This window comes from Limnobacter humi, from assembly GCF_024518835.1.
GTDB classification, from domain to species: domain Bacteria; phylum Pseudomonadota; class Gammaproteobacteria; order Burkholderiales; family Burkholderiaceae_B; genus Limnobacter; species Limnobacter humi.
The window spans coordinates 186,245-208,766 of the sequence record NZ_JANIGO010000004.1; the positions used below are offsets into that span (position 1 = coordinate 186,245).

At 55.3% G+C, this 22,522-nt stretch carries 23 protein-coding genes and 3 tRNA genes; 18 read left to right on the forward strand and 8 right to left on the reverse strand.

What is annotated here, in order from left to right:
* Window positions 1-25 precede the first annotated feature (25 nt).
* Window positions 26-1,081 carry an ABC transporter ATP-binding protein gene (locus NQT62_RS12555; RefSeq protein ID WP_256765066.1) on the forward strand — a complete coding sequence of 352 codons (1,056 nt, stop codon included), beginning with the start codon at window positions 26-28 and terminating at the stop codon, window positions 1,079-1,081.
* Window positions 1,082-1,105: 24 nt separating this feature from the next.
* Here the strand turns inward: NQT62_RS12555 and NQT62_RS12560 are convergent, their stop codons facing one another.
* The 7 genes from NQT62_RS12560 to NQT62_RS12590 all read right to left on the reverse strand — a co-directional run bounded on the left by NQT62_RS12560 (window position 1,106) and on the right by NQT62_RS12590 (window position 9,592).
* Complete coding sequence (locus NQT62_RS12560) at window positions 1,106-1,951, reverse strand: hypothetical protein (RefSeq protein WP_256765067.1); 846 nt, start codon at window positions 1,949-1,951, stop codon at window positions 1,106-1,108.
* Between the two features lie 77 nt (window positions 1,952-2,028).
* Window positions 2,029-3,393 (reverse strand): hypothetical protein, encoded by a 1,365-nt coding sequence (locus tag NQT62_RS12565; protein ID WP_256765068.1) that lies wholly within the window; start codon window positions 3,391-3,393, stop codon window positions 2,029-2,031.
* A gap of 169 nt (window positions 3,394-3,562) precedes the next feature.
* Window positions 3,563-5,215 carry a TolC family protein gene (locus tag NQT62_RS12570; RefSeq protein WP_256765069.1) on the reverse strand — a complete coding sequence of 551 codons (1,653 nt, stop codon included), beginning with the start codon at window positions 5,213-5,215 and terminating at the stop codon, window positions 3,563-3,565.
* Window positions 5,212-6,570 (reverse strand): HlyD family type I secretion periplasmic adaptor subunit, encoded by a 1,359-nt coding sequence (locus tag NQT62_RS12575; RefSeq protein WP_256765070.1) that lies wholly within the window; start codon window positions 6,568-6,570, stop codon window positions 5,212-5,214. Before NQT62_RS12575 ends, NQT62_RS12570 begins: the two co-directional genes overlap by 4 nt.
* Window positions 6,571-6,587: 17 nt before the next feature.
* Entirely contained in the window at window positions 6,588-8,510 is a 1,923-nt protein-coding gene (locus NQT62_RS12580; RefSeq protein ID WP_256765071.1) for a peptidase domain-containing ABC transporter, read from the reverse strand.
* Window positions 8,511-8,527: 17 nt separating this feature from the next.
* Entirely contained in the window at window positions 8,528-8,944 is a 417-nt protein-coding gene (locus tag NQT62_RS12585) for a hypothetical protein (RefSeq protein WP_256765072.1), read from the reverse strand.
* Between the two features lie 9 nt (window positions 8,945-8,953).
* A complete protein-coding gene (locus tag NQT62_RS12590; protein WP_256765073.1) occupies window positions 8,954-9,592 on the reverse strand; it encodes an RNA polymerase sigma factor in 639 nt (212 codons plus the stop codon).
* 442 nt (window positions 9,593-10,034) lie between these two features.
* Between NQT62_RS12590 and NQT62_RS12595 the strand changes: the two genes are divergently transcribed.
* The 16 genes from NQT62_RS12595 to iscX all read left to right on the forward strand — a co-directional run bounded on the left by NQT62_RS12595 (window position 10,035) and on the right by iscX (window position 21,138).
* Complete coding sequence (locus NQT62_RS12595; protein WP_256765074.1) at window positions 10,035-10,703, forward strand: response regulator transcription factor; 669 nt, start codon at window positions 10,035-10,037, stop codon at window positions 10,701-10,703.
* 168 nt (window positions 10,704-10,871) lie between these two features.
* Window positions 10,872-11,588: a 7-cyano-7-deazaguanine synthase QueC gene (gene queC, locus NQT62_RS12600; RefSeq protein ID WP_256765075.1), complete on the forward strand. Its 717-nt coding sequence runs from the start codon at window positions 10,872-10,874 to the stop codon at window positions 11,586-11,588.
* 153 nt (window positions 11,589-11,741) lie between these two features.
* Window positions 11,742-11,817: transfer RNA gene (locus NQT62_RS12605), tRNA-Gly, on the forward strand.
* A 76-nt stretch (window positions 11,818-11,893) separates the two neighbouring features.
* Window positions 11,894-11,967 (forward strand) — tRNA-Cys (locus tag NQT62_RS12610).
* Between the two features lie 16 nt (window positions 11,968-11,983).
* Window positions 11,984-12,076 (forward strand) — tRNA-Leu (locus tag NQT62_RS12615).
* Window positions 12,077-12,148: 72 nt separating this feature from the next.
* Window positions 12,149-14,188, forward strand: a complete 2,040-nt coding sequence (gene metG / locus NQT62_RS12620) for a methionine--tRNA ligase (RefSeq protein ID WP_256765076.1) — start codon at window positions 12,149-12,151, stop codon at window positions 14,186-14,188.
* A gap of 67 nt (window positions 14,189-14,255) precedes the next feature.
* Window positions 14,256-14,441, forward strand: a complete 186-nt coding sequence (locus NQT62_RS12625) for a DUF3460 family protein (RefSeq protein WP_256765077.1) — start codon at window positions 14,256-14,258, stop codon at window positions 14,439-14,441.
* Between the two features lie 24 nt (window positions 14,442-14,465).
* On the forward strand, window positions 14,466-15,374 hold the full coding sequence (locus NQT62_RS12630; protein ID WP_256765078.1) for a segregation and condensation protein A: 909 nt from the start codon (window positions 14,466-14,468) through the stop codon (window positions 15,372-15,374).
* A gap of 287 nt (window positions 15,375-15,661) precedes the next feature.
* Window positions 15,662-16,147 (forward strand): Fe-S cluster assembly transcriptional regulator IscR, encoded by a 486-nt coding sequence (gene iscR / locus NQT62_RS12635; RefSeq protein WP_256765079.1) that lies wholly within the window; start codon window positions 15,662-15,664, stop codon window positions 16,145-16,147.
* Window positions 16,148-16,188: 41 nt separating this feature from the next.
* The gene (locus NQT62_RS12640) at window positions 16,189-17,400 is read left to right on the forward strand and encodes an IscS subfamily cysteine desulfurase (RefSeq protein WP_256765080.1); all 1,212 of its coding nucleotides are present in this window, start codon (window positions 16,189-16,191) and stop codon (window positions 17,398-17,400) included.
* Between the two features lie 39 nt (window positions 17,401-17,439).
* Window positions 17,440-17,820, forward strand: coding sequence for a Fe-S cluster assembly scaffold IscU (iscU, locus tag NQT62_RS12645; RefSeq protein WP_256765081.1), 381 nt, complete (start codon window positions 17,440-17,442; stop codon window positions 17,818-17,820).
* Window positions 17,821-17,847: 27 nt separating this feature from the next.
* Window positions 17,848-18,171 carry an iron-sulfur cluster assembly protein IscA gene (gene iscA / locus NQT62_RS12650; protein WP_256765082.1) on the forward strand — a complete coding sequence of 108 codons (324 nt, stop codon included), beginning with the start codon at window positions 17,848-17,850 and terminating at the stop codon, window positions 18,169-18,171.
* A complete protein-coding gene (hscB, locus tag NQT62_RS12655; RefSeq protein WP_256765083.1) occupies window positions 18,171-18,692 on the forward strand; it encodes a Fe-S protein assembly co-chaperone HscB in 522 nt (173 codons plus the stop codon). The genes iscA and hscB overlap by 1 nt, the downstream gene beginning before the upstream one ends.
* On the forward strand, window positions 18,692-20,569 hold the full coding sequence (gene hscA / locus NQT62_RS12660; protein WP_256765084.1) for a Fe-S protein assembly chaperone HscA: 1,878 nt from the start codon (window positions 18,692-18,694) through the stop codon (window positions 20,567-20,569). Before hscB ends, hscA begins: the two co-directional genes overlap by 1 nt.
* 24 nt (window positions 20,570-20,593) lie before the next feature.
* Window positions 20,594-20,932, forward strand: coding sequence for an ISC system 2Fe-2S type ferredoxin (gene fdx, locus NQT62_RS12665; RefSeq protein WP_256765085.1), 339 nt, complete (start codon window positions 20,594-20,596; stop codon window positions 20,930-20,932).
* A gap of 11 nt (window positions 20,933-20,943) precedes the next feature.
* Entirely contained in the window at window positions 20,944-21,138 is a 195-nt protein-coding gene (iscX, locus tag NQT62_RS12670) for a Fe-S cluster assembly protein IscX (protein WP_256765086.1), read from the forward strand.
* A gap of 15 nt (window positions 21,139-21,153) precedes the next feature.
* On the opposite strand, the gene NQT62_RS12675 is transcribed toward iscX, so the two are convergent.
* A complete protein-coding gene (locus tag NQT62_RS12675; RefSeq protein ID WP_256765087.1) occupies window positions 21,154-21,510 on the reverse strand; it encodes a hypothetical protein in 357 nt (118 codons plus the stop codon).
* Between the two features lie 69 nt (window positions 21,511-21,579).
* Here NQT62_RS12675 and NQT62_RS12680 point away from each other — a divergent pair, with 69 nt between their 5' ends.
* Window positions 21,580-21,996, forward strand: a complete 417-nt coding sequence (locus NQT62_RS12680) for a hypothetical protein (protein ID WP_256765088.1) — start codon at window positions 21,580-21,582, stop codon at window positions 21,994-21,996.
* The last annotated feature ends 526 nt before the right edge of the window (window positions 21,997-22,522 follow it).

Below are 22,522 nucleotides of genomic sequence, written 5' to 3' on the forward strand. Positions count from 1 at the left end.
AAGTTGGCAGCTGCGCTGTTCATCCATGGACACTCCTTCCCTGGCACTTGAGATTGACCGTCTGACCATTGGGTATGCTGGCGCCGGTGAACCCGCAGTCAAAGACATTGGCTTTGCGCTCAAGGCGGGCACCATTGCCTGTTTGTTGGGGCCGTCTGGCTGCGGTAAAACAACCCTGCTTCGGGCCATCGCCGGCTTCCTACCGCCATCGTCCGGAGAAATCCGAATTGCAGGTCGGTGCGTGAGCAAGCCCGGAGAGGTTCTGAATCCGGAAAAACGTCAAGTGGGTGTGGTATTCCAGGACTACGCGCTGTTTCCCCACCTCACTGTTCAGGACAATATTGCGTTTGGGCTCCACGGCGAACCGGCTGCACACCGGAAAGCGCGCTGCAGCGATCTGCTCGAGCTGGTCGGATTGCAAAGCCTGGCCCGACGGTACCCGCACGAACTGTCTGGTGGCCAACAGCAACGTGTGGCCTTGGCGCGGGCCCTGGCACCACGCCCGGCACTCATGTTGCTCGATGAGCCGTTTTCCAATCTTGATGTTGAACTGAAAGAGCGCTTGACCCTGGAGGTTCGGGATATTCTAAAAGCTGAGCGCATGAGTGCCATTTTGGTAACGCACGATCAACATGAAGCATTCAGCATGGCCGACGAAATCGGCGTGATGGATCAGGGTCGATTGCAGCAGTGGGGCTCTTCCTACGCGCTGTACCACCAACCGAATTCCCGAATGGTGGCTGACTTCATTGGTCAGGGCGTGTTTTTGCCGGCGCGCCGCTCAGCGCAAGGCATCGCCTTCGAACTGGGCGAATTGCCGCTGCAGCAAAGCCAGGTACCCTGCGATGGGGAATTCGACGTTTTGGTTCGTCCGGATGACATCATCCACGACGACGCCAGTCCACTACAAGCACGGGTTGTTCGGAAGGCTTTTCGCGGCGCCGATTTTTTGTACACGCTGGCCTTGGACAGTGGCGATCAGGTGATGGCGCTGGTTCCCAGCCACCACAATCACACCATTGGGGAACCCATTGGCATCCGGCTGGAACTGGACCATGTGATGGTGTTTGCGCGACAGTGAACGGCGGATTACAACCCGCTGAGATCAACCCAAGTCGTTGGTGTTGTTGCCCGAATCAGCCACAAGCCCCGAATCGGCCGACGAAGCGGACGAATTGATGGAAGAGCCACCAGCTGCGGCGAACAGTTCAGTTGCCTCGTGCACGCTGTGCGGATTTGAAAAATCCAGTGTCAGGGGGAACGCCTCTGGCGAGGTAAACAAACCATCCAGCGTGGTCAGGGTGGCCAGTGGCGTGGACGCAGTCATGGCATCCAATACTGGGTCTCCCAAATAAGCACTGTCCAGGCTCATGGTGCTGAGCAGAACATGGCTGTCGAGCCCCTGCAGTTCATGCACAGTCGAATGAATGTCGCTACTCAGGTCGCCAAACAACTGCTGACCGCCGCTGTTGAGGTCGAGCACCTGGCTTTGAAGATCTGCAATCAGTTGGTTCAGCTCACCCGCACTGAGATGACCTGCCAAGGCGGCATCAATTTTTGGAATCAACCCTGTCAAATCATGGCCCAGATGGGCAGTGCTGTGATCGTGTGTCATGTGGGCAAGGGCTCCGGCAGGTTCGGATTCCATCCAAAGACCCGCTGTGGCTGTACCAGACACCAGGGGGTGTTCACCCAGCAAACTGGAATCTGATACGCAGTGGCTGGCAAACAGACGGACGTCGCCCAAGGTAGACACTTCGCCAACCGTGGATTGTATGTGCGCCCCTTTCAACACACCTGACACGGAATCCAGCCGGACCAAACCGACATCACCGGAAGGTGCACTGTGTTCAAACACCCGAATGGACGCCGCACGTGCAACGTCGATCAGTTCACCTTGAACTGTGCTGTGGTTGTCGTCTGCCTGAATTTGAATTGCAGTGGGTTGCACGGTAACGTCCGAACGTTGTGACTATGTCAATTATACGACACAGCCCACAATTCGGATTCAAATCGAATCGGACATTCTTAAGTCTTCGTTGGGTCCAAACCACCCAACAGGTGGGACACAGCGCCCTCTGCAGAGCCTGCAGTGCTAGAAATACCGCTGCTCAGCGAGTTCAGCATGCTGGTATCGGGGGCAGGCGCAGGGTCCGCCTGGAGTGTGCCCAGCAGGCCACCCGTTGCCGTGCCCAACAAGCCACCACCATCGGTAATCGGCTGGGTGATGGGTTGGGTGATGGGTTGGGTAATCGGCTCGGTAATGCCACCGACGATATCCGTGATGGGCTGGGTGATCGGCTCGGTAATGCCACCGACGATATCCGTGATGGGCTGGGTGATCGGCTCGGTAATGCCACCGACGATATCCGTGATGGGCTGGGTGATCGGCTCGGTAATGCCACCGACAATGTCGGTGATGGGGTGCGTGATGTCCCCCACGATACCGCCCACACCATCTGTGATGCCTCCGACCACATCCGTTACCGGCGTCAAGACAGGTGACAAATCAACACCAGGCAAACTACCCACCAGAGACACCACATCATCCACTGCATTGCCCAAATGCAACAGGTTATCGATCGACGGGTTACCGATGGTATCGGTGATGTGCAGCAGTGACGACAGCGAATCGCTGAGGTTCGATGCATCGTCATGAAGAATCACGCCGAGGTCGTTGCTGGGCAACGCGGAGTAATCGCTCACCTGTTGAGAAACATCGACTCCCAAGTTTTCATAAACAGGTTCAAAGGTGCTGTTCAGCAAATTGATTTGATCAACCAAGGTGTTGATGGCAGCTTGAAGTGCATCCGCGCTGGGATTGCTGCCCAGTCCTTGTACAAAGTGTGCAGGGTCCATGGCAGACGACATGGCTTCAGGACTCATGAACGAAGCCAACAAATGATCCAGTTCGGGACTCATGCTGTGAGACTCCTGTCCAACAATCGGTTTGAGCAAAGGCAGAGAATCGGCCAGACGTTCTGGCGGCATGGTATCGACCAAGGCTTTCGCACCCAAATGCGACAGCTGAGCGGCATCACCCAAACTGGTTTTTCCAAAACTGCTGGGCGCTGCGGCAGCAGTGGAGGACACCAAGCCCAGTGCGGATGCTGCACCCCCATGGTCTGCCGTCGCGGCCAGTAAACCCAAACCCGAGAAAGCCGGCGCCACACCACCCAACGGGGCAGTGGCATAACTGTGCGCAATCGGATTGTTGAGTGTCGGCTTGGGCAGGCTGGCACTGGCGGCCGAGAGGTCTTGAGGGATGTGATCAATGGTGGACTGAAGAATCTGCATGTTCAGCGCATGCGGATCGGCAAGCACCGACTCTGCTTTTTGCAGGTCTGCATCCAGACTTGTCCACTGCGATTCAAACTGCGGTGTGTCACCCATGATCTTGCCTTCCCTGTTCAAGAGAACCGGTCAAGCCCCGGCCCCAAATGGTCTTCCCCGATAAGACTAGTGTCTCAAGCCAGGGAGCACAGGAATGCCAGGAATTGGCGGGTAAAAGTGCTTCTAATTCACATTGTCCGCACTTTACCGACAACAATCAAGGTTTTACTTACCGATAAAAACGGGGGTCTAAAATGGGCGCTGCGCGAAGTTTGGGCTTCAAACCCTTCTCATTGTCGCTGGGCGCTACTCGAACCTTTTCCGCCTCCCGCTCCACCTGCAAACGCTGGGCCGGTGTCAGCGTGAATTCAGAGGCCTTCTGAATCTCTTTCTGGCTTACATCCAGGCCCAAGCGCTTGGCAATGTCCTGGTCTGCCGGGCTGCTGGCGATGTCTGCGGTGGCCTTCAGACTTTCCTCCAGCCTAGCGCGCTCGGTTTGCTGAGCAAAAAACTGGGCAAACCACGTGGCCTCTGCACCAGCGGTGGGCATCATTTGGCCCATGGCGTGCATCAGGCGAAAACCAGCCTCCCGAGCATCGAACACCGCGTTCACATAGGCAATCAGCACGTTGAAGTACTCAACCTGGGCATCCAGCATCACGATCACGGTTTCGCGGCCGAAGTCACGCAGGCGTTTGCGGTTTTTGAACACCTGCAGTGAATCAGCATAGGCGTTGCGCAAGGTGTTGGACCGCGCAGTACCGGCCAAATAACGCCCCCATTGAAAACGAACCGATTCTTCCACCCGCATGCGGGACGAGGTCAATTGCGTTCGCCGTGTATCGATGGTGGCTGCAGCCTGGTTAACGCGGGCCACCTGTTCACCGCCAGAAAAGGCACTGTAAGACAAACGCAAGTTCACAGAGCTGTCGGTGTTTTTGCCCGTAAATGGATCTTTTTCACCAAAAAACTGTTGAATCCCCACCAGGTTCAAGGAGGGGTAAAGGCTCGCATCTTCCGCTTTGTAATTGTGTTTGGCTTTGGTGATTTGAACCTCAGCCACGCGGATATCGGGATTGGCAAACAGGGCTTTGTTCACCGCATCGTCCAGATTGGGTGGCAGCATGGTCTTGGTGATTTCAAGTTCCGGCACGTTGTACCCTTCCGGATAGGCACCAAAATATTTGAAATAGGTCGCGCGGGATTCGTCCAACTGCCCCTCGTAGTTCACCAAACGGTCTTGGGTCACAGCCAACCGAGCCTTGGCGAACTGGGCATCGGTGATACCGCTACCGCCCAACTCCACCCGTTTTTCTTCCAAGGCCAACAGCTGAGAAACCGCACTTACCGCAGCGCGTGATGCATCGACCAACAATGAATTTCGGGACAGGTTATTGCTGGCAATGAATGATTCCAGCACCACATCCTGCACTGTTTTGTTGAATTGGCCTTGCGCAATCGTTTCATCGGCCAACGCGGCATCCACCCGTGCGCCGATGCGTCCGGCCGTGTAGATAGGCTGAGTCACGGTGATGTCCGTGGACTGGCGGTTGGTGACGGTGGAGCTTGAACTGGCATTCGCACCCACAGTCAACTTGGGATAGTAGGCTGCACGGGCAGCGTCTTCCACATACTGCTGGGCGTTCAAGTTGATGCGCGATGTTGCAATTTCCGGGTTGGTTCGCAACATGTTGAGGAAGCGGAACTTCGCTTGGTCGGGAATTGACATGTCGGCTGCTTCAGCCGGTGATATGCGGCGGGCTGCGCTGTTGACGCCCTTTTTGACGGCCACTTCAGCCATGCAATGTGCGCTCACAGACAAGCCGGCCAGCACCAGCAAGATTGCCTGCAGCTTGTTCCCACCCCAATGGTTTTTGTTCATGGTTCCCTGAAAGCGTCGTACTTCAGTTTCAATACTGGTTTAAGCAGATAGTAAATAAAGGGCTGTGAGCCCACCTTGATGTCAACCTCGGCCGTCATGCCCGGTGATATCCGCAGCGGAGCGCTAGCGGTGCCAAAAAATGCTTTGTCAGTGCTCACAATCAACCGATAGTATGGACCGGTTTCTTCACTGCCTGGATCGGTGTCCGCAGCAATCTGACTGACTTTCCCGGGCAGTGTGCCGTAACGCAGAAAATCATACGCCGAGACTTTAACCTGAGCCTCTTGTTCCAGCGAAACATAGCCACGGTCTGACGGTGAAAGCCGTGTTTCAACCACCAGCACTTCGTCAACCGGCACCACTTCCATCATGGGCTCACCTTGACGGACCACGTTGCCCACAGCCTGAAGTTTCAGGTTTTTCACCACCCCGTCAATCGGGGATTTGATCACAGCGCGGTCCCGCTGATCCGTGGCGCGGCCAATGTCTTCCTTCAAGCTGGCCAATTGACGTTCGAGGGTGGTCAGTTCATCAGCCGCACGACGCCTGAATTTGCCGTCTTCTTCCATGCGCTTGGCACGACCGCCGGTGACCGCCGCCTGGGCAGATGCAATGGTTTGACGAATGGAGTTGATCTCGGCCACCAAGCTGTCGTATTCACGTTTTTTGGTCAAATACTCCAACTGGGACACCAACCGTTCACGGACCAATTCCTTGGTGATTTCCAACTCGCGGGCTGTGGTGACTTCACGGTTTTGCAAACCGTCGAGCTTGGCTTGTAACTCACCCACCTTGCCCTGGTTGCCCAGCGTTTGGCTGTCATTCACGGACAAAACGCCATTGAGTTCTGCCATGCGGGCAATGTAGGTGGACTGTTCGGTGCGATACAGTTCTGGAAAATCCTTGATGAGCTCGGCAGGGTACTCAGGCTGCTTGCCGGAGGCTTCACCAATGAGACGTGCACGGCTCATTTCCAGCGCTGCCCGGCGGCTTTTCAATTCCTCAATGTTGATCCCGGACGTGGCCAAGTCCAGGCGAACCAACACATCCCCTTCTTTCACCACATCGCCTTCCTTCACATCCAGCTCTTTGACGATACCGCCTTCTAAGTGCTGGATTGTTTTGATGCGGCTGGACGGGATGACCTTACCAGGTGCACTGACCACCTGATCGACCCGAATAAACAACGAGGCAAACAGCGCAATCGAAATCAGCCCCAAAGCGAATTTGCTCTTGGTGTCAAAGGTGCCGCCGGTGGGTTTGTACAACGAGGGAACCTCAATCACCTGAGGGTCGTTTCGCAGGGCGGGCTCTCGCTTGGGCACTTCAGCCACCGCGTTGTTGGGTTTGTTCATGTCCGGTGTCTCACTCATCAGGCCTGGGCCGCTTTGCCGCTGGTGTCAGTATCGGACACCGCTGACGCACTGCTTAAGCCACCTGGCGCCGACTGATCAGTGACCGGAGCCACGGTCGGCTTGGCCACCGGTGCCACCGGTTTCGGCACGGAAATGCCATACAGCAGCTTCAACATCTCGGGTGTGGCACCCACATGGAGTTTGGATGCCTTGTCGAGATAGATAATCTTGTCGCAAATGGACATGAGCCGGACCGAGTGGGTCACCATCACAATCGTTTTCACGGTCGCCAGGCTTTTAAAAACAGCCATCAAATGGGTTTCCGCTGCAAAGTCCAGGTCGTTGGTGGGCTCATCCAGCAACAACACTGGCGCATCACTTAAAAACGCCTGGGTGATCGCAATGCGGCGGCGCTGACCGCCAGAGAGCCGGTTACCGCCCTCGCCCACTTGCGTCATGTAACCATCGGGCATCTTGGCAATGAAGTCATGCGCACCCGACCGCTTGGATGCCAGAAGGATCTGCTCGTCACTGGCATCGGGATTTGACCGTCGCAGGTTGTCGACAATCGTGCCTTCAAACAATTGGGAGGTTTGAGGTAAAAATCCGATCCACTTGGACAATTCCACCCGGGAGAACTGCGACAGATCATACTCGTCCAGCAACACCCGCCCTTCTTGTGGTTCATACAGACCGCGGAGCAGTTTCAGCAAGGTGGATTTGCCCGCCCCGTTGTCGCCCGCCAATCCATACAACCCTCTCGGACCGATTTGAGCGGAAACGGTTTTGACCACTTCTTTTTGTGCACCCACGTGCTGATAGCTCACGTTTTCCAGGCGCAAGGCGCCAGACGGCATCGGCAAGCTCAGGCCTGTGGCCTGTTTTTCTTCCTGCGCAGCCAAGACATCATTCAACCGGTCAGTGGCCTCACGGGCATGGGCAATTGAACGCCAGTGTCCGGACAACGCTGCCAATGGTCCAATCGCTTTGCTGGCCAACATGTTGGAGGCGATCAAACCACCCACAGTCATCCACTGGTTAATCACGGAAAAGGCACCCACGGCGGTGATGGCCACGTTCACGCACAGCATGATGGTGGTCGACAGTTCGCGCTGATCTTCCAGCTCGCCGTTTTTGCTGAAGCTTTCCTGAACCCAGGAGTTGTAACTGGATACCCAAGCCCGTTTGGCCGAGTCATCTTGCACCAGGCTTTTGATGGCCTCACGACCTCGACACACCTCAGCCAACACCTCGTCCCGGCGACGGGCCCGGGCGAATTCTTCGACCCTGCGTTTACGGAATTCACCGGAGCTATACCAAGCCAGGCTGGCTAGGCACGCCAAACCAGCCAGCACCACGGGCAGAATGGGCAAGGCGATGGTGGCAATCAGGCCCAAAGCCAAGATGGCAAACGGAAGATCCAGAATGGTCATGGCCACAGCCCCACTCCACACCACCCGCACCGTGTCAACATCCTTGAACAGCGCGTACCATGCAGCGGTGGATTTGGCCTCCAGCTGACGCAGCGGAATGGCCAGAATTTTGTTCATGAGGTCACTGGCGATTTGACCATCGATTTTCACTGCGGCCACCCGCAAAACCCGAGCACGGAACGACCGTAAAATCAAATCGGCCGCCATCAGAATGGCCATGCCAATCAACAACGCCACCAAGGTATTCAAGCCACCGCGGTAAATAACGCGGTCGTACACTTGCAAAGAAAACACCGCCGGAAACAAGGCCACCAAGTTGACAAACACTGACAGCAACGCGGCTCGTTTGAGCATGGGCAAGGCGCCGCGAATCACGCTTTGAACCGTGCGCTCACCCTGTTGCCCCAAGGCAGCAGCCTCGCCCTCTTCCCCAGCGTTACTGCCCGACTTTAAGCCGAAGTTCCAGAGTGCTTCCAGGCGTTCTTTGAACAAATATTTGACTGACATTCTAAAATCCTAGATTTTCAGGCCAGGCCAGCGGAACTGGCCATGCGGGCTTGCTGGGCTTTCAAACGCTCCAGCAGCACCAGGTAGGAGGCAATCATGCGCACAACCGCCGGGCGCATCGCACCCAATTGCTCGCGACTAAGCCGAGTCAACGGGTTGTTTAACTTCACGTCCGCCTCAGACTGAGCGTCAATCGCCTTGCAAACCCGTTCAAACACCTGCCCCAGGGCCGCATCAATGTCAGCCTCACTCATCGACGGCGTGAAGGCCTGGCCTTGACCATCAATCAGACTCAGGCGCGTTTGCCAGTCCAGCACACTTCTTGCCAGTATGGTGTCATGGCGCATCTGCTGCTCAAAAGCGAGTTTTTCCGCGCCACGCAATACACCCAGCACATAATCGGCCGCCAACCAGTTTTTTTCATCATCGGTCATGAATGCCTCCTAGGCCATGAAACCAGGTTGCTCAGCATCCTGGCGGTGTTTGTTCACTGCAGCCAGTGACATGGCCGTCAACTCCGATTGGTACTCGTCGTAGACCGCTTTCAATTCAATCAAACCGCGCCGGGCCCAGGTTTTCACCGTACCCAAAGGAACGTCCAAGTGATCCGCGATTTCTGCGTGGCTCATCCCATGGTTATAGGCCAGGGTCAGCACTTGGCGATACTTGCCTTCCAGCTTCTGAACGCAATCCCGCATCACCTGCCCCGAATCACCTTCATCGGCATGGGTGCTGTGGGCCTCCAGCAGCGCATTGGGCTCACCATCATCATTGTCGGCAAACTGGTCGATTGAAATGCAGTTTTGCGCATACCCTTGCTGAGAGATCAGGTCCAGGGCCCGATTGCGAACCACTTGATGCAACCAGGTTTCCGGGGCAGACAGCTTGGCATTGAAAGTGTGGGCATACCGCCAGAGGCGGATGTAGGAATCCTGAATGACATCTTGGGCGACGCCAGGCTCACGAACGATGCGCATGGCCACCGCGAACATCTTCCGGGACGTGAGGCGATACAGCTCCTCAAACGCGCGGCGGTCGCGATTGGCAATGCGCTCGATCAGAGAAGCCAGTTCGTCTTTCAAATGAGTGTCCCCGAGAGGTCGTTTCTGGAATGGAACGATTCTTTACTGTCGTAATTTACTGGCCGAGCGGGTGTCAGGGTCTGTCAAATAAGCCCAGTTTTTCAGGTCAAACCGCTCAATAGGGCCACCCGCATCTGGGGATGTAACTTCTCGGTATCCCTCAGCTCAGTGATACTAGCAAAAGTTAAAGGGACCGAACAGCATCTTGTGTTGGTTTGCTTACAGACAATTACCGAAAGATCTATCCCCATATTGGATACCCCCGAATTGACAAGCGCTAACTTTACCGACTGATAGTTGAATCCGATTTATGAGGTGTTAAGTAACAGTCACAATCGTTGCAGTACAGAACGTGAACGTCAAATGCGGGGCTAACATGACACTACGTACGAGCTGGCCAAACCAGCCGACCTTGGGTGGGACTATGACAAATGAAAAAATAATGGCTGGCCGCACCAGCCCAGGGCGTGATTCGTCAGCACTGAATCCATCGTCTGTAAGCCGCACTGTCAGCCTGCAACCCATGTTCGTGACCAACCGAACAACCCTTGCAGAGATTGACAATCACCTGGCCAGCGCCGAGACCCGAATCGTGGTTGTTACACTGGAAAAAGGCAGCAGCCATGGCGAAACAGTGGTTGAGCATATCGGTGAGCATTACGCCGACGTCCGCATCGTGTTGGTCTGCGAGGGATCAGCGCAAGACATTCTGGCCATGGCCTTCAAACAAGGTGTTTGGGCATGTGTGGGCCGCCAATCCTCAGTAGAAACACTGCGCGAGGCCATCGACACCGTGGCAGCGGGCGTGCGCTTCGTTGCACCGGAGCTGGTCAATGCCAAACCCAATGCAACCCACACGCCAGAACGCACTGAGCTGGGCGGAAAGCTGAACACGTTCCAGGACGACGAAGAGACTACACAACTGACCCGTCGCGAACGCCAAGTACTCACACTGATTGCGCAAGGCCGCCCACGGCGCGAAATCGCAGAGCTGCTGAAGGTATCCCCACGAACCATTGATGCATACCGTGCACGGCTGCTTCAAAAACTCAGCCTCGACTCCAGTGTTCAATTGGTCAAATACGCGATCTCCGCTGGCTTGGCCAGCTGACCCGAAAAGCCGGAACATCGCCAAAACGATCAAGCCCTTTAAAGCCCCGACCATTCAGCGGGGCTTTTTCACATCCGCTCCAGCCCGCAAACACGTGGCGACAGTCGGCCCAAAGTCACAACACGCTACAATTGAGATGTTGAGTTAACACCCACATCGTCAAACAGCATGTCAAACAAAGCGTTGGTCCTATTCTCAGGCGGCCAGGACAGCACCGTCTGCCTGGCTTGGGCCCTGTCCCGATTTGATCATGTCGAAACCATCGGTTTTGACTATGGGCAACGACACCGGGTGGAATTGGACTGCCGCTTGAAGGTGCTAACAGGCATTCGCACAGCATTCCCAGCTTGGGCTCATAAAATTGGAGAAGACCGGGTCATTGACTTGGGTTGGATGGGCCAGATATCGGATTGCGCTCTGACCGAAAACCGCAAAATTGAGCTCTCGGAAAGTGGCTTGCCCAACACATTTGTACCAGGCCGTAACCTGGTGTTCTTTCTGATTGCCAGCGCCGTGGCCTATCGCCGGGAACTGAACACATTGGTCGGTGGCATGTGCCAGACAGACTTTTCGGGCTATCCAGATTGCCGGGAAGACACGTTGAAGGCCCTTCAGGTGGCCACCAATCTGGGCATGGCCAGCCAGTTCCGGTTTGAACTACCCTTGATGTGGATCGACAAAGCCGACACCTTTAAAATGGCGGCACAACTGGGTGGAGCAGCCTTGCTGGACATCATACGGACTCAAACACACACCTGTTACATGGGCGACCGCAGCCTACTGCACGACTGGGGTTATGGCTGTGGCCAATGCCCCGCCTGTGAATTGCGAAAAAACGGTTGGTCACAGTACATTTCCACGGTGAATCAACCACTTGAAAATTAACACGTTCGCATGGACCGGCAACAAGGCCCCGCGCGGGTTTGCCCAAACTTTAAGCAAACCCGTGTCATTCCAAAAAATTTTAAAAAAGTGTTTGACAGGTGCAAATTAATTGCTATAATTTCGTTCTCTCAGCGACACATTGTTGCTGAAAACGCGGGAATAGCTCAGTTGGTAGAGCGCAACCTTGCCAAGGTTGAGGTCGCGAGTTCGAGCCTCGTTTCCCGCTCCATATTTCCAAAGGGGAAGTGCTACACTTCCCCTTTTCCACGTCTACGGGTGGCTTTTATGCCGCGTAGAACACCCTTGGCGGGGTGGCAGAGTGGTCATGCAGCGGACTGCAACTCCGTGTACGCCGGTTCGATTCCGACCCCCGCCTCCAAATACATCTGCAGGCCGCCCGGGTGGTGAAATTGGTAGACACAGCGGACTTAAAATCCGCCGCTTACCGTAAAAGGGGCGTACCGGTTCGATTCCGGTCCCGGGCACCACACAACTTAGCGCCTCACGTAGGCATCCCGAAGTACAATGTCGGCTTGTACCGACACCCTTTGTGAATCACCGTGACACGCCGCATTCTCGTTACCTCTGCACTTCCGTATGCCAATGGCGCCATTCATTTGGGCCACCTGGTGGAGTACATCCAAACCGACATCTGGGTTCGTTTTCAGAAAATGCTGGGGCATGAGGTGTATTACGTGTGCGCAGACGACACCCACGGCACACCAGTCATGCTGCGCGCGCAAGCCGAGGGTATTTCACCTGAAGAACTGATTGCACGGGTCAGCCTGGAACACCAGCGTGACTTCGCCAGCTTTTTTGTCGGATTCGATAACTACTATTCAACCAACGCGCCCGAGAACCAAGCCCATTGCGAAACCATCTACAAGCGGCTTCGAGAACAAGGTCTGATTGAAACCCGGTCGGTTGAGCAGTTTTATGATCCGGTTAAAAGCATGTTCCTGCCTGACCGGTTCATCAAGGGCGAATGTCCCAAGTGCGGTGCCAAAGATCAGTACGGTGACTCATGTGAAGTGTGTGGGGCAACCTACCAACCCACAGAGCTGAAAAACGCATACTCCACCGTGTCGGGGGCAACACCCGTACGAAAAAGCTCAGACCACTATTTCTTCAGGTTGTCTGACCCGCGGTGCGAACAGTTTTTGCGCCAATGGACACAAAGCCCAGGCCGCCTGCAAATCGAAGGCAGCCGGAAAATGCAGGAATGGTTGGGCGAGGAAGGCAGTGGAAAACTTGCCGACTGGGACATTTCCCGCGATGCACCTTACTTCGGCTTTGAAATTCCTGACGCGCCCGGCAAATATTTCTATGTTTGGCTGGATGCGCCCGTGGGTTATTTCGCCAGCTTTCAGAACCTCTGCGAGCGGATTGGCGTGGACTACCAGGAATTTCTGGCGGTTGACACCCAAACCGAAATGATTCACTTCATCGGAAAAGACATTCTGTATTTCCATGCCCTGTTCTGGCCGGCCATGTTGCAGTTCGCAGGCCTTCGCACACCCACCAAAGTGAATGCGCATGGCTTTCTGACCGTGGATGGCGCCAAGATGAGCAAATCCCGAGGCACCTTCATCACCGCTGAAAGCTACATCAAACAAGGGCTGAACCCAGAGTGGCTGCGCTATTACTTTGCCGCGAAATTGAATTCCAGCATGGAAGACCTGGACCTGAACTTCACCGACTTTACGGCCCGGGTGAACAGTGATTTGGTGGGCAAGTACATCAACATTGCCAGCCGCAGCGCCGGCTTTTTGGTCAAGTTCTTTGATGGCAAGGTGCAGGACAACGCCATGCAGCACCCCTTGCTGCAACAGCTGCGCGCGCAGGCCGCGACCATCGCTGAGCACTTCGACGAGCGTGAATATGGCAAAGCAATTCGTGAAATCATGGCGGGCGCTGATGCAGTAAACGCCTATGTCGATCAGGAAAAGCCGTGGGACCTGGCAAAAAACGAGGACAAACGGACCGAACTGCACACCGCCTGTTCGGTGTGCTTGGAAGCCTTCCGGCTGTTGACGGTGTACTTGAAACCCGTGCTGCCAACGTTGGCGAGCAATGCGGAGCAATTGCTGGGTGTTGGACAGTTGAATTGGCGCAGTGTGAACCACCCACTGGAATCCAGCCAGGCAATTTCTCCGTTCAAACACTTGATGCAGCGGGTCGACGCCAAACAAATTGAGGCGCTGATTGAAGCCAATAAACAGTCGCTGGGCGCCAGTGCTGCGCCAGTAACAAACGCCGCAGCGGGCGAATTCATTGCCATCGACGACTTTGCCAAAGTCGATTTACGCCTGGGCAAAGTGCTGAGTTGCAGTGCGGTTGACGGTTCAACCAAGCTGCTTCAGCTCTCGGTCGATTTGGGCGAGGTCAAGCCACGCAACATTTTTAGCGGCATTGCTGCGCACTACAAACCCGAGGCGCTGGTGGGCCAGTTCGTGGTGGTGGTGGCCAATTTGGCCCCACGCAAAATGAAGTTCGGCGTGTCCGAAGGCATGGTGCTGTGCGCCGCTGCAGACAATGACTCGGTGCTGTCCACCCTGACCGCGACCGGACCTTTGACGCCCGGCATGAAAATCAGTTGACCATGGCGGGCCTTTGACGCAGGCCCCCTGATAAAATCCAAGAAAACCCTTTGAACAGGCATTGAACATGGCGCACTACGAATCTGAAGCAACACAATTTCTGAATCAACTGAAACAGGAACGCCCCCATCTGGAACAGGAACAGCTCAAAGGACGTTCGTTGCTGTGGGACAAGCAACTGGACCGCGAACTGCAAGCCGGCTTCAAAACGGCCAAGGTTCCCCAAAAACCTTACGTGTACCAGAGCAATTAAGCACCAACCCATGAGCACGCCCGCATGAGCACCCCAGAGCTTGCCGATGTCGGGCTGAGCAGCGCCCAGGACAGCACGCCCAACACAGTGGACGGTCTGGCCTTGGCTCGCCTGTACGGCGAGCCACTGTTCAATGTACCCAAAGACCTCTACATCCCACCCGATGCGCTAGAGGTGTTCCTGGAGGCTTTTGAAGGCCCTCTGGACCTGTTGCTCTACCTGATTCGCAAACAGAATTTCAATATTCTGGACATCCCCATGGCCGAACTGACCCGTCAGTACTTGACCTATGTGGAAGAAATACGAAGCCGCAACCTCGAATTGGCTGCTGAGTACCTGCTGATGGCCGCCATGTTGATCGAAATCAAGTCGCGCATGTTGCTGCCGGTTATTCCCAAAGACGGTGAAGACGATACAGAAGACCCCCGTGCCGAGCTGGCCAGGCGGCTGATTGAGTACGAACAAATCAAGCTGGCTGCTCAGGAGCTAGACCGCGTGCCCATGCTGGGTCGAGATTTCTGGACGCCCCACGCACATCACGACCCGAGCACAGTGGTGCAGTACCCTGACGTGAATTCAGACGAGCTGAAAGAGGCGTGGCAAGCCATTTTGCGCAGGGCCTCTTTGGTAAAGGCCCACACGATTTCTCGCGAGGAGTTGTCTGTGCGCGAGCACATGACCCGAATATTGCGCCGTCTGCAAACCCAAAAATTCGTTGAATTTTTTGACATGTTTGACACCGCAAAAGGGGTGGCTGTGGTGGTGGTTCACTTCATCGCCATGCTGGAACTGACTCGAGAAGGTTTGGTCAAGGTGACGCAGGCCGAGCCCTACGCACCGATTTACGTGCGCTTGGGATATGAAGCGACGGGTTCGCAAACCTCGGCCGAGCCGGCTGTGCCGTTTCATGCAGATGGTGCTGACCCGGTTTAGCCTTCGGCCGGGTTGATGTCACCAAGCAACGCCAGTAACCGATGGCTGTTGACCGCCCCTGTAGCAGCAAAGTTAGCCCGTGCCTTTTTACTGCTCCCCAGCAACACCGGTAGCCCGGTCCGAACGCCCCTCGAAGGTAAAGCCAAGGGTGAGGTAACCGCGCAGTGCCGCAATATTCTGACAAACCAAAATCGGGTTTTCCCCAGCCATGTTGCACCACATCAAAGTTGAGTGATTTAGTCAACTTTGTTATACTTGACCAAAATACTCGGAATTGGGTTTGTGCCATGCGATTGACCACGAAAGGCCGTTTTGCCGTCACAGCGATGATCGACCTCGCCCTTCAGCAGGATGAAGGCCCCGTGTCGTTGGCTGGCATCAGTCAACGCCAGAATATTTCGCTGTCCTACCTCGAACAATTGTTCTCAAAACTGCGCCGCCATGCGCTGGTGGATAGTGTTCGCGGCCCAGGCGGTGGCTATCAGATTTCGCGACCACTGACCAAGGTCAGCGTTGCCGATGTCATTCTGGCTGTGGATGAGCCACTGGATGCAACCCAATGTGGCGGCAAGGAAAACTGCACCGATGAAGGCCAGTGCATGACACACGACCTGTGGTCCAGCCTGAACCAGAAAATGCTGGAATACCTGGGCTCGGTCAGCTTGCAGTGCCTGGTGGACAAACACCGCCAAAAAGACGCCGAAAAGGGCACAGGAAAAACCATTCAGTTTCGCGACAGGCCGATGGATTTGAATACCGCAGCCCAAGCCTGAGTAACACACGATACGACAGAACACATTTGGAGCAGTTGAACATGAAGATGCCGATTTACCTCGATTACAGCGCCACAACCCCTGTGGACCCCCGCGTGGTCGATGCCATGATCCCCTTCCTGCGCGAAAGTTTTGGCAACCCCGCATCACGCAGCCATGCGTACGGCTGGGAAGCAGAAGACGCGGTTGAAAAGGCCCGTGGCCATGTGGCTGCGTTGGTCAATGCCGATCCCCGCGAAATCGTCTGGACATCGGGCGCAACCGAGTCCATCAACCTGGCTGTCAAAGGCGCGGCCATGTTTTACGGTGAAAGCAAGGGCAAGCACATCATCACGGTGAAAACCGAGCACAAAGCCACGCTGGACACCTTCCGCGAGCTGGAACGCCACGGTTTTGAAGCCACGTATCTGGATGTTCGGGAAAATGGCTTGATCGACCTGGATGTCTTGAAAGCCACCATTCGTCCTGACACCGTGCTGATTTCAGTCATGTATGTGAACAACGAAATCGGTGTGATTCAAGACATCGAGACCATTGGTGAGCTGTGCCGCGAGAAAGGCATTGTGTTCCATGTCGATGCTGCCCAAGCCACTGGCAAAATCGACATCGATTTGAACAAGCTGAAAGTGGACCTCATGAGCTTCTCAGCCCACAAAACCTATGGCCCCAAAGGTGTGGGTGCCCTGTATGTACGCCGCAAGCCCCGCGTTCGCATTGATGCCCAAATGCACGGTGGTGGCCACGAGCGTGGCATGCGCTCCGGCACCTTGGCCACGCATCAAATTGTGGGCATGGGCGAAGCCTTCCGCATTGCCAAGGAAGAAATGGCCACCGAATTGCCAAAAATCCGCGCCTTGCGCGACCGTTTGCTCAATGGCTTGAAACAGATCGACGAAATTTATGTGAACGGGGACCTGGAGCGCCGCGTGCCGCACAACCTGAACGTGAGCTTCAACTTTGTTGAAGGTGAGTCACTGATCATGGCGGTGAAAGACATCGCTGTGTCTTCGGGCTCTGCCTGTACATCGGCCTCGCTGGAGCCGTCGTACGTGCTGCGCGCACTGGGCCGTAGCGACGAACTAGCGCACAGCTCCATCCGTTTCTCGGTGGGCCGTTTTACCACCGAAGCCGACATTGATTTCACCATCGAACTCATGAAAACCAAAGTGGCCAAGCTGCGCGAGTTGTCCCCGTTGTGGGAAATGCACCTCGACGGCGTAGACCTGAACACTGTGCAATGGGCCGCCCACTGAGCGGACCACTGAACCAACCGGAATTGAAGGAGAAGTACCATGGCATACAGCGACAAAGTGCTTGATCACTACGAAAACCCCCGCAACGTGGGTTCATTCGACAAAAACGACGATGAAGTCGGCACCGGTATGGTGGGAGCCCCCGCCTGCGGCGACGTGATGAAGCTGCAAATCAAAGTGGGTGAAAACGGTGTAATCACCGATGCAAAATTCAAGACCTACGGCTGCGGTTCGGCGATTGCCTCGTCTTCGCTGGTGACCGAGTGGGTCAAGGGCAAAACATTGGACCAAGCCTTGGACATCAAGAACACCGCCATTGCCGAAGAACTGGCACTGCCACCGGTCAAAATCCACTGCTCCATTCTGGCCGAAGACGCCATCAAGGCCGCCGTGGAAGACTACAAAAAGAAGCACGCTTGAATCAGGGTTTGAGAAGGAAGAAACACCATGGCCATCACACTGACAGAACGGGCTGCTGACCACATCTCCAAATTTCTGGCCAAACGCGGCAAAGGCATTGGGCTGCGCCTGGGTGTTCGCACCACGGGTTGTTCGGGCATGGCTTACAAGCTGGAGTTTGTGGACACCTCGGCCGAGGAAGACACCGTGTTTGAAAGCCATGGCGTGAAGCTGTTTGTGGACCCCAAGAGCATGCCCTACCTGGAAGGTATTGAGCTGGACTTTGCCCGCGAAGGCTTGAATGAAGGGTTCAAATTCAACAACCCCAATGAGAAAGCCCGCTGCGGTTGTGGTGAAAGCTTTACCGTGTGATGAACCTCAGCGACAGCGATTTTGAACTGTTTGGCCTGCCTGCACGCTTTTCGCTGGACAAGGAAGCCCTGAGCAAGGCCTACCTTCGCCTGCAAAACCAAACGCATCCAGACCGCTTTGCCAATGCCAGTGCGCAGGAAAAGCGCCTGGCTGTGCAGTGGGCCACCCGTATCAACGAAGCCTACAAGCGATTGCAAAACCCCTTGGAGCGCGCCATTTACTGGTGTGAACTGCAGGGAGAAGCACCCCGCGCCCAGCAAAGCCAATTGCCCCCTGCCCTGCTGATGCAGCAAATGGACTGGCGTGAAGAGGCTGAAGACATTGACTCGCCCGCTGCACTTGAAGAACTGATGGACGCCGTGGCTGCTGAAAAGCGTCGCTGCCTAGGTGTGATTGCCCGAGAGATTGATGAAGAACGGGATGCCAAGGCCGCCACGCACACCGCGCAGGCCTTGATGTTCATTGACAAATTCCTGCTGGAGCTTCAGAAGAAGCTGGAGCAGATGGAGGATGCCAGCTAATGGCTTTGTTGCAGATTGCTGAACCCGGCATGTCCACCGCGCCGCATGAACACCGGCTGGCGGTTGGCATCGACCTGGGGACGACCCATTCGCTCGTGGCCAGCGTGCGCTCTGGCAGCGCAAGTTGTTTGCCCGACGCATCTGGCCGCGTGATATTGCCCTCCGTGGTTCGTTACGGCGAACAAGGGGTCAAAAACCTGGGTGAAGAGGCATTGGCTTGTGCCGATACCGATCCATTCAACACGGTGTTTTCCGTCAAACGGTTGATGGGCCGTGGCCATGCCGATGTGCAGGGCCTGAAGCTGCCCTACCGCTTGACCGACACCGCAGGCATGGTGAACATCGACACGGATTTTGGCGTCAAAAGCCCGGTGGAGGTGTCGGCCGACATTCTGCGCGCCTTGCGCAAACGGGCTGAAGCATCGCTCGGTGGTGAACTGGTGGGCGCTGTGATCACGGTACCTGCCTACTTTGACGATGCCCAGCGACAGGCCACCAAAGACGCTGCTCAACTGGCGGGCCTGAATGTATTGCGCCTCATCAACGAACCCACCGCTGCTGCTGTGGCATACGGTTTGGACCAAAAGGCCCAAGGCCAGTTTGTGGTGTTTGACCTGGGTGGTGGTACTTTTGATGTATCGATTTTGCGCCTGCAAGCGGGCGTGTTTGAAGTGCTGGCCACGGGTGGTGACTCCGCCTTGGGCGGTGATGATTTTGACCGCGCCATGGCCGACCACTTTCTGGCAACGCATGGCTTGACGGAGCTGAATCCGCAACAACGGTCCCGCCTGGTGATGGCCTGCCGCCGGGTGAAGGAACAGATCTCCAGCGAACACACTGCATTTCTGAGTGTCAACTTCAAGAGCGGTGAAACCATTGCTGAAACCGTGACAGCTGAGCAGTTTGCCAACATTGTTGAGCCCCTGGTCAAGCGCACCCTGACGGCCACGCGCAAAACCCTGCGGGATGCTGGCTTGTCGATTGGCGAGATTGACGGTGTGGTGATGGTGGGTGGATCCACCCGCATGCCAGTCATTCGCAAGGCGGTGAAAGAATTTTTCGGTCAGGAACCCCTGGTCAACCTGAATCCGGATGAAGTGGTGGCCCTCGGTGCGGCGATTCAGGCCGACATGCTGGCAGGCAACCGCAACGACGATGAACTGCTGTTGCTGGACGTGATCCCGTTGTCGCTGGGTATTGAAACCATGGGGGGTCTGACCGAGCGCATCATCAACCGCAACAGCACCATTCCAGTGGCCCGGGCGCAGGAATTTACCACTTTCAAAGATGGTCAAACCGCGATGGCCATTCATGTGGTGCAGGGCGAGCGCGAATTGGTGAGCGAGAACCGCTCACTGGCCAAGTTTGAATTGCGGGGTATTCCACCCATGGTGGCCGGTGCTGCACGCATTCGCGTCACGTTCCAAGTCGACGCCGATGGTTTGCTGTCGGTGAATGCGGTGGAAACCGGCTCCAATGTGTCGGCCAACATCACGGTGAAACCCTCGTATGGCTTGAGCGACGATCAAATCGCCGACATGCTGAAAAGCAGTTTTGAGCATGCTGAAGCCGACATGCATGCACGCCAGTTGCGTGAGCAGCAGGTGGAGGCCATGCGCCTGGTGGAATCGGTCGAAGCCGCGCTTGAAAAAGATGCACAATTGCTAGACGACACGGAATTGAAATCAATTCGATCCAGTGTGGGTGCATTGCGTGAGCTTGCTGGCAGCGACCAGCTGCGCGCCATTGAGCAAGGCATTGAAAGTTTGAGCCACCTCACTGAAGATTTTGCTGCGCGCCGCATGGATGCAGGCATTCGCAAAGCCCTGGCTGGAAAAACGCTGGATGCGGTCAGCCAACAATTGACCAATCAATAAACGGGAATCAAGGAAGTATTGACCATGCCGGTAATCAAGGTATTGCCCCACGAAACGCTGTGCCCCGAAGGCAAAACCTTTGAAGTGGCGACAGGGGAACAGCTGTGCGAAAGCCTGTTGAAACACGACATTGAAATTGAGCATGCCTGCGAAATGAGTTGTGCCTGCACCACCTGCCATGTGATTGTGCGCGAGGGGTTCAACAGCCTGGAAGCCAGCGACGATGATGAAGATGACTTGCTGGACATGGCATGGGGCTTGACCCCCCAAAGCAGACTGTCTTGCCAGGTGAAAGTCGCCCAAAAAGACCTCACGCTGGAACTGCCCAAGTACACCAAAAACCACGCCCGAGAACACCACTGAGAGACTCGACCATGAAATGGACCGATACGCTGGACATCGCGCTGGCCCTGATTGATGCGCATCCCGATGTGGACCCCCAGTACATTCGCTTCACCGACCTGCATGCGTGGGTGATGGCATTGCCTGGGTTTGCTGATGACGCTAGCAAGTCCAATGAAAAAATTTTGGAAGCGATCCAGATGACCTGGATCGACGAGCAGGACTAAAAGCGTGTTTGAAAATCAGTTTGCCGGGCAATTGCTGTCCGTCAAACCGGGAAAAAGACTGACGGGTTGATAACCCAAGGCCCGGGCTTTTTGCTCATCGCTGGCATCCACCGACACCACTCGAATAAAGGCGGTAGGCCCGCCGCACACCGCAGCGTACATGCGGCCATCGCTTGCGCAACGCGCAGCATTGACTGCCACCCCCGCCTTGGCCAACTCGGTATCCAGCGTGATCACCGTGGTTTTTGCAGGCTCACACTGCACATTGGTGATTCGCTTGGCCAGCTCCACGGACTTGGGCGGTGGCGACGCACACGCTGCCATGGACAGCGACAGTGCGAGCAAACAATTTGCAGGGTGTAAAAGTTTCATCTTTGCAGGTTCGAAAAAGCAGGGCACACTGCACACTGCGACCCAACCATCATAACAGGAGACAAAACCATGGGTGTAACCAAGAAAAGCGGTGCTGTATTGAGCCGATTGAAATCCGTTGCGCAAGCGGGTGCTGCCTCCCTGCCTGCAGGCAACCTGCTGACGGCCGTGGTGGACCAGGTCAGCCAGTTTGAAAGCGGCTTGAAAAGCACAGTGGATGGACTACAGGACAAGGTACGCAGCCTGCAAACCAACCTCATGAAGATGTACCAGGCCCACAAAGAACTGGAGCAGGAAAACCAGGAACTGAACCGAAAGTTGATGATGGCTGAAAAGGAGAATGCCGCTTTGAGCGTTCAACTGGAACGCACTGAAATTGAATTGAACATGCACCGGGCCAAGCTGGAAAACATCACTCGCTTGCTGGTCGAAATGGATAGTCTGGACCCATTGAAAGTGGTGTCACAAAAGAAAAAGCGGAAATGAACATTGGGGATGGGCATCAATGCCCAATCCCTCGGTCGGTAACACCCGATTTCTGAACGGAGACTGTATTTGTTGAGTGCGGTAGGATTTTGCTAGTTTGTCGGCTTTGTATTGATTGGAGTCGCTTGATTGGCCACATTACCCAGCAATATCAACGGTGTTAAGGTCGAATTCGGCCCCCATGTTCTCAACAGCATTGACAATGCTCTCCAAGTTTGAGTTGCAACAGGGTCGACGAGAAAATTTTGGGCCGCTTTTCAAGAAGAAATCGGGTAGACCATTTGCAGTGGATGGCCATCATGACCACATAGATTTGTCGGTGGATTAAGGATGAGAGTCAATCTTAAAAAATCCTTGAGTGTGCTCGGTTTGACGCTGACATTTGAAATGTCGGTTGCGGACACATGGGCCGCATCGAATTCAACCGATCTGACTCGAATGATTGCGATCGGACAAACCAAAGAGGTCAATGACTATTCACCAACCATCAGCAAATCCATTTGGGTTCGATTGCACAGCCTTCCCG

Excerpts from the sequence above, each read along its gene's own strand:
- NQT62_RS12555 (WP_256765066.1), top strand. The coding sequence starts at position 26 with ATGGACACTCCTTCCCTGGCACTTGAGATTGACCGTCTGACCATTGGG.
- NQT62_RS12565 (WP_256765068.1), bottom strand. The coding sequence starts at position 3,393 with ATGGGTGACACACCGCAGTTTGAATCGCAGTGGACAAGTCTGGATGCA.
- NQT62_RS12570 (WP_256765069.1), bottom strand. The coding sequence starts at position 5,215 with ATGAACAAAAACCATTGGGGTGGGAACAAGCTGCAGGCAATCTTGCTG.
- NQT62_RS12575 (WP_256765070.1), bottom strand. The coding sequence starts at position 6,570 with ATGAACAAACCCAACAACGCGGTGGCTGAAGTGCCCAAGCGAGAGCCC.
- NQT62_RS12580 (WP_256765071.1), bottom strand. The coding sequence starts at position 8,510 with ATGTCAGTCAAATATTTGTTCAAAGAACGCCTGGAAGCACTCTGGAAC.
- NQT62_RS12585 (WP_256765072.1), bottom strand. The coding sequence starts at position 8,944 with ATGACCGATGATGAAAAAAACTGGTTGGCGGCCGATTATGTGCTGGGT.
- NQT62_RS12595 (WP_256765074.1), top strand. The coding sequence starts at position 10,035 with ATGGCTGGCCGCACCAGCCCAGGGCGTGATTCGTCAGCACTGAATCCA.
- queC (WP_256765075.1), top strand. The coding sequence starts at position 10,872 with ATGTCAAACAAAGCGTTGGTCCTATTCTCAGGCGGCCAGGACAGCACC.
- NQT62_RS12625 (WP_256765077.1), top strand. The coding sequence starts at position 14,256 with ATGGCGCACTACGAATCTGAAGCAACACAATTTCTGAATCAACTGAAA.
- NQT62_RS12630 (WP_256765078.1), top strand. The coding sequence starts at position 14,466 with ATGAGCACCCCAGAGCTTGCCGATGTCGGGCTGAGCAGCGCCCAGGAC.
- iscR (WP_256765079.1), top strand. The coding sequence starts at position 15,662 with ATGCGATTGACCACGAAAGGCCGTTTTGCCGTCACAGCGATGATCGAC.
- NQT62_RS12640 (WP_256765080.1), top strand. The coding sequence starts at position 16,189 with ATGAAGATGCCGATTTACCTCGATTACAGCGCCACAACCCCTGTGGAC.
- iscU (WP_256765081.1), top strand. The coding sequence starts at position 17,440 with ATGGCATACAGCGACAAAGTGCTTGATCACTACGAAAACCCCCGCAAC.
- iscA (WP_256765082.1), top strand. The coding sequence starts at position 17,848 with ATGGCCATCACACTGACAGAACGGGCTGCTGACCACATCTCCAAATTT.
- hscB (WP_256765083.1), top strand. The coding sequence starts at position 18,171 with ATGAACCTCAGCGACAGCGATTTTGAACTGTTTGGCCTGCCTGCACGC.
- hscA (WP_256765084.1), top strand. The coding sequence starts at position 18,692 with ATGGCTTTGTTGCAGATTGCTGAACCCGGCATGTCCACCGCGCCGCAT.
- fdx (WP_256765085.1), top strand. The coding sequence starts at position 20,594 with ATGCCGGTAATCAAGGTATTGCCCCACGAAACGCTGTGCCCCGAAGGC.
- iscX (WP_256765086.1), top strand. The coding sequence starts at position 20,944 with ATGAAATGGACCGATACGCTGGACATCGCGCTGGCCCTGATTGATGCG.
- NQT62_RS12675 (WP_256765087.1), bottom strand. The coding sequence starts at position 21,510 with ATGAAACTTTTACACCCTGCAAATTGTTTGCTCGCACTGTCGCTGTCC.
- NQT62_RS12680 (WP_256765088.1), top strand. The coding sequence starts at position 21,580 with ATGGGTGTAACCAAGAAAAGCGGTGCTGTATTGAGCCGATTGAAATCC.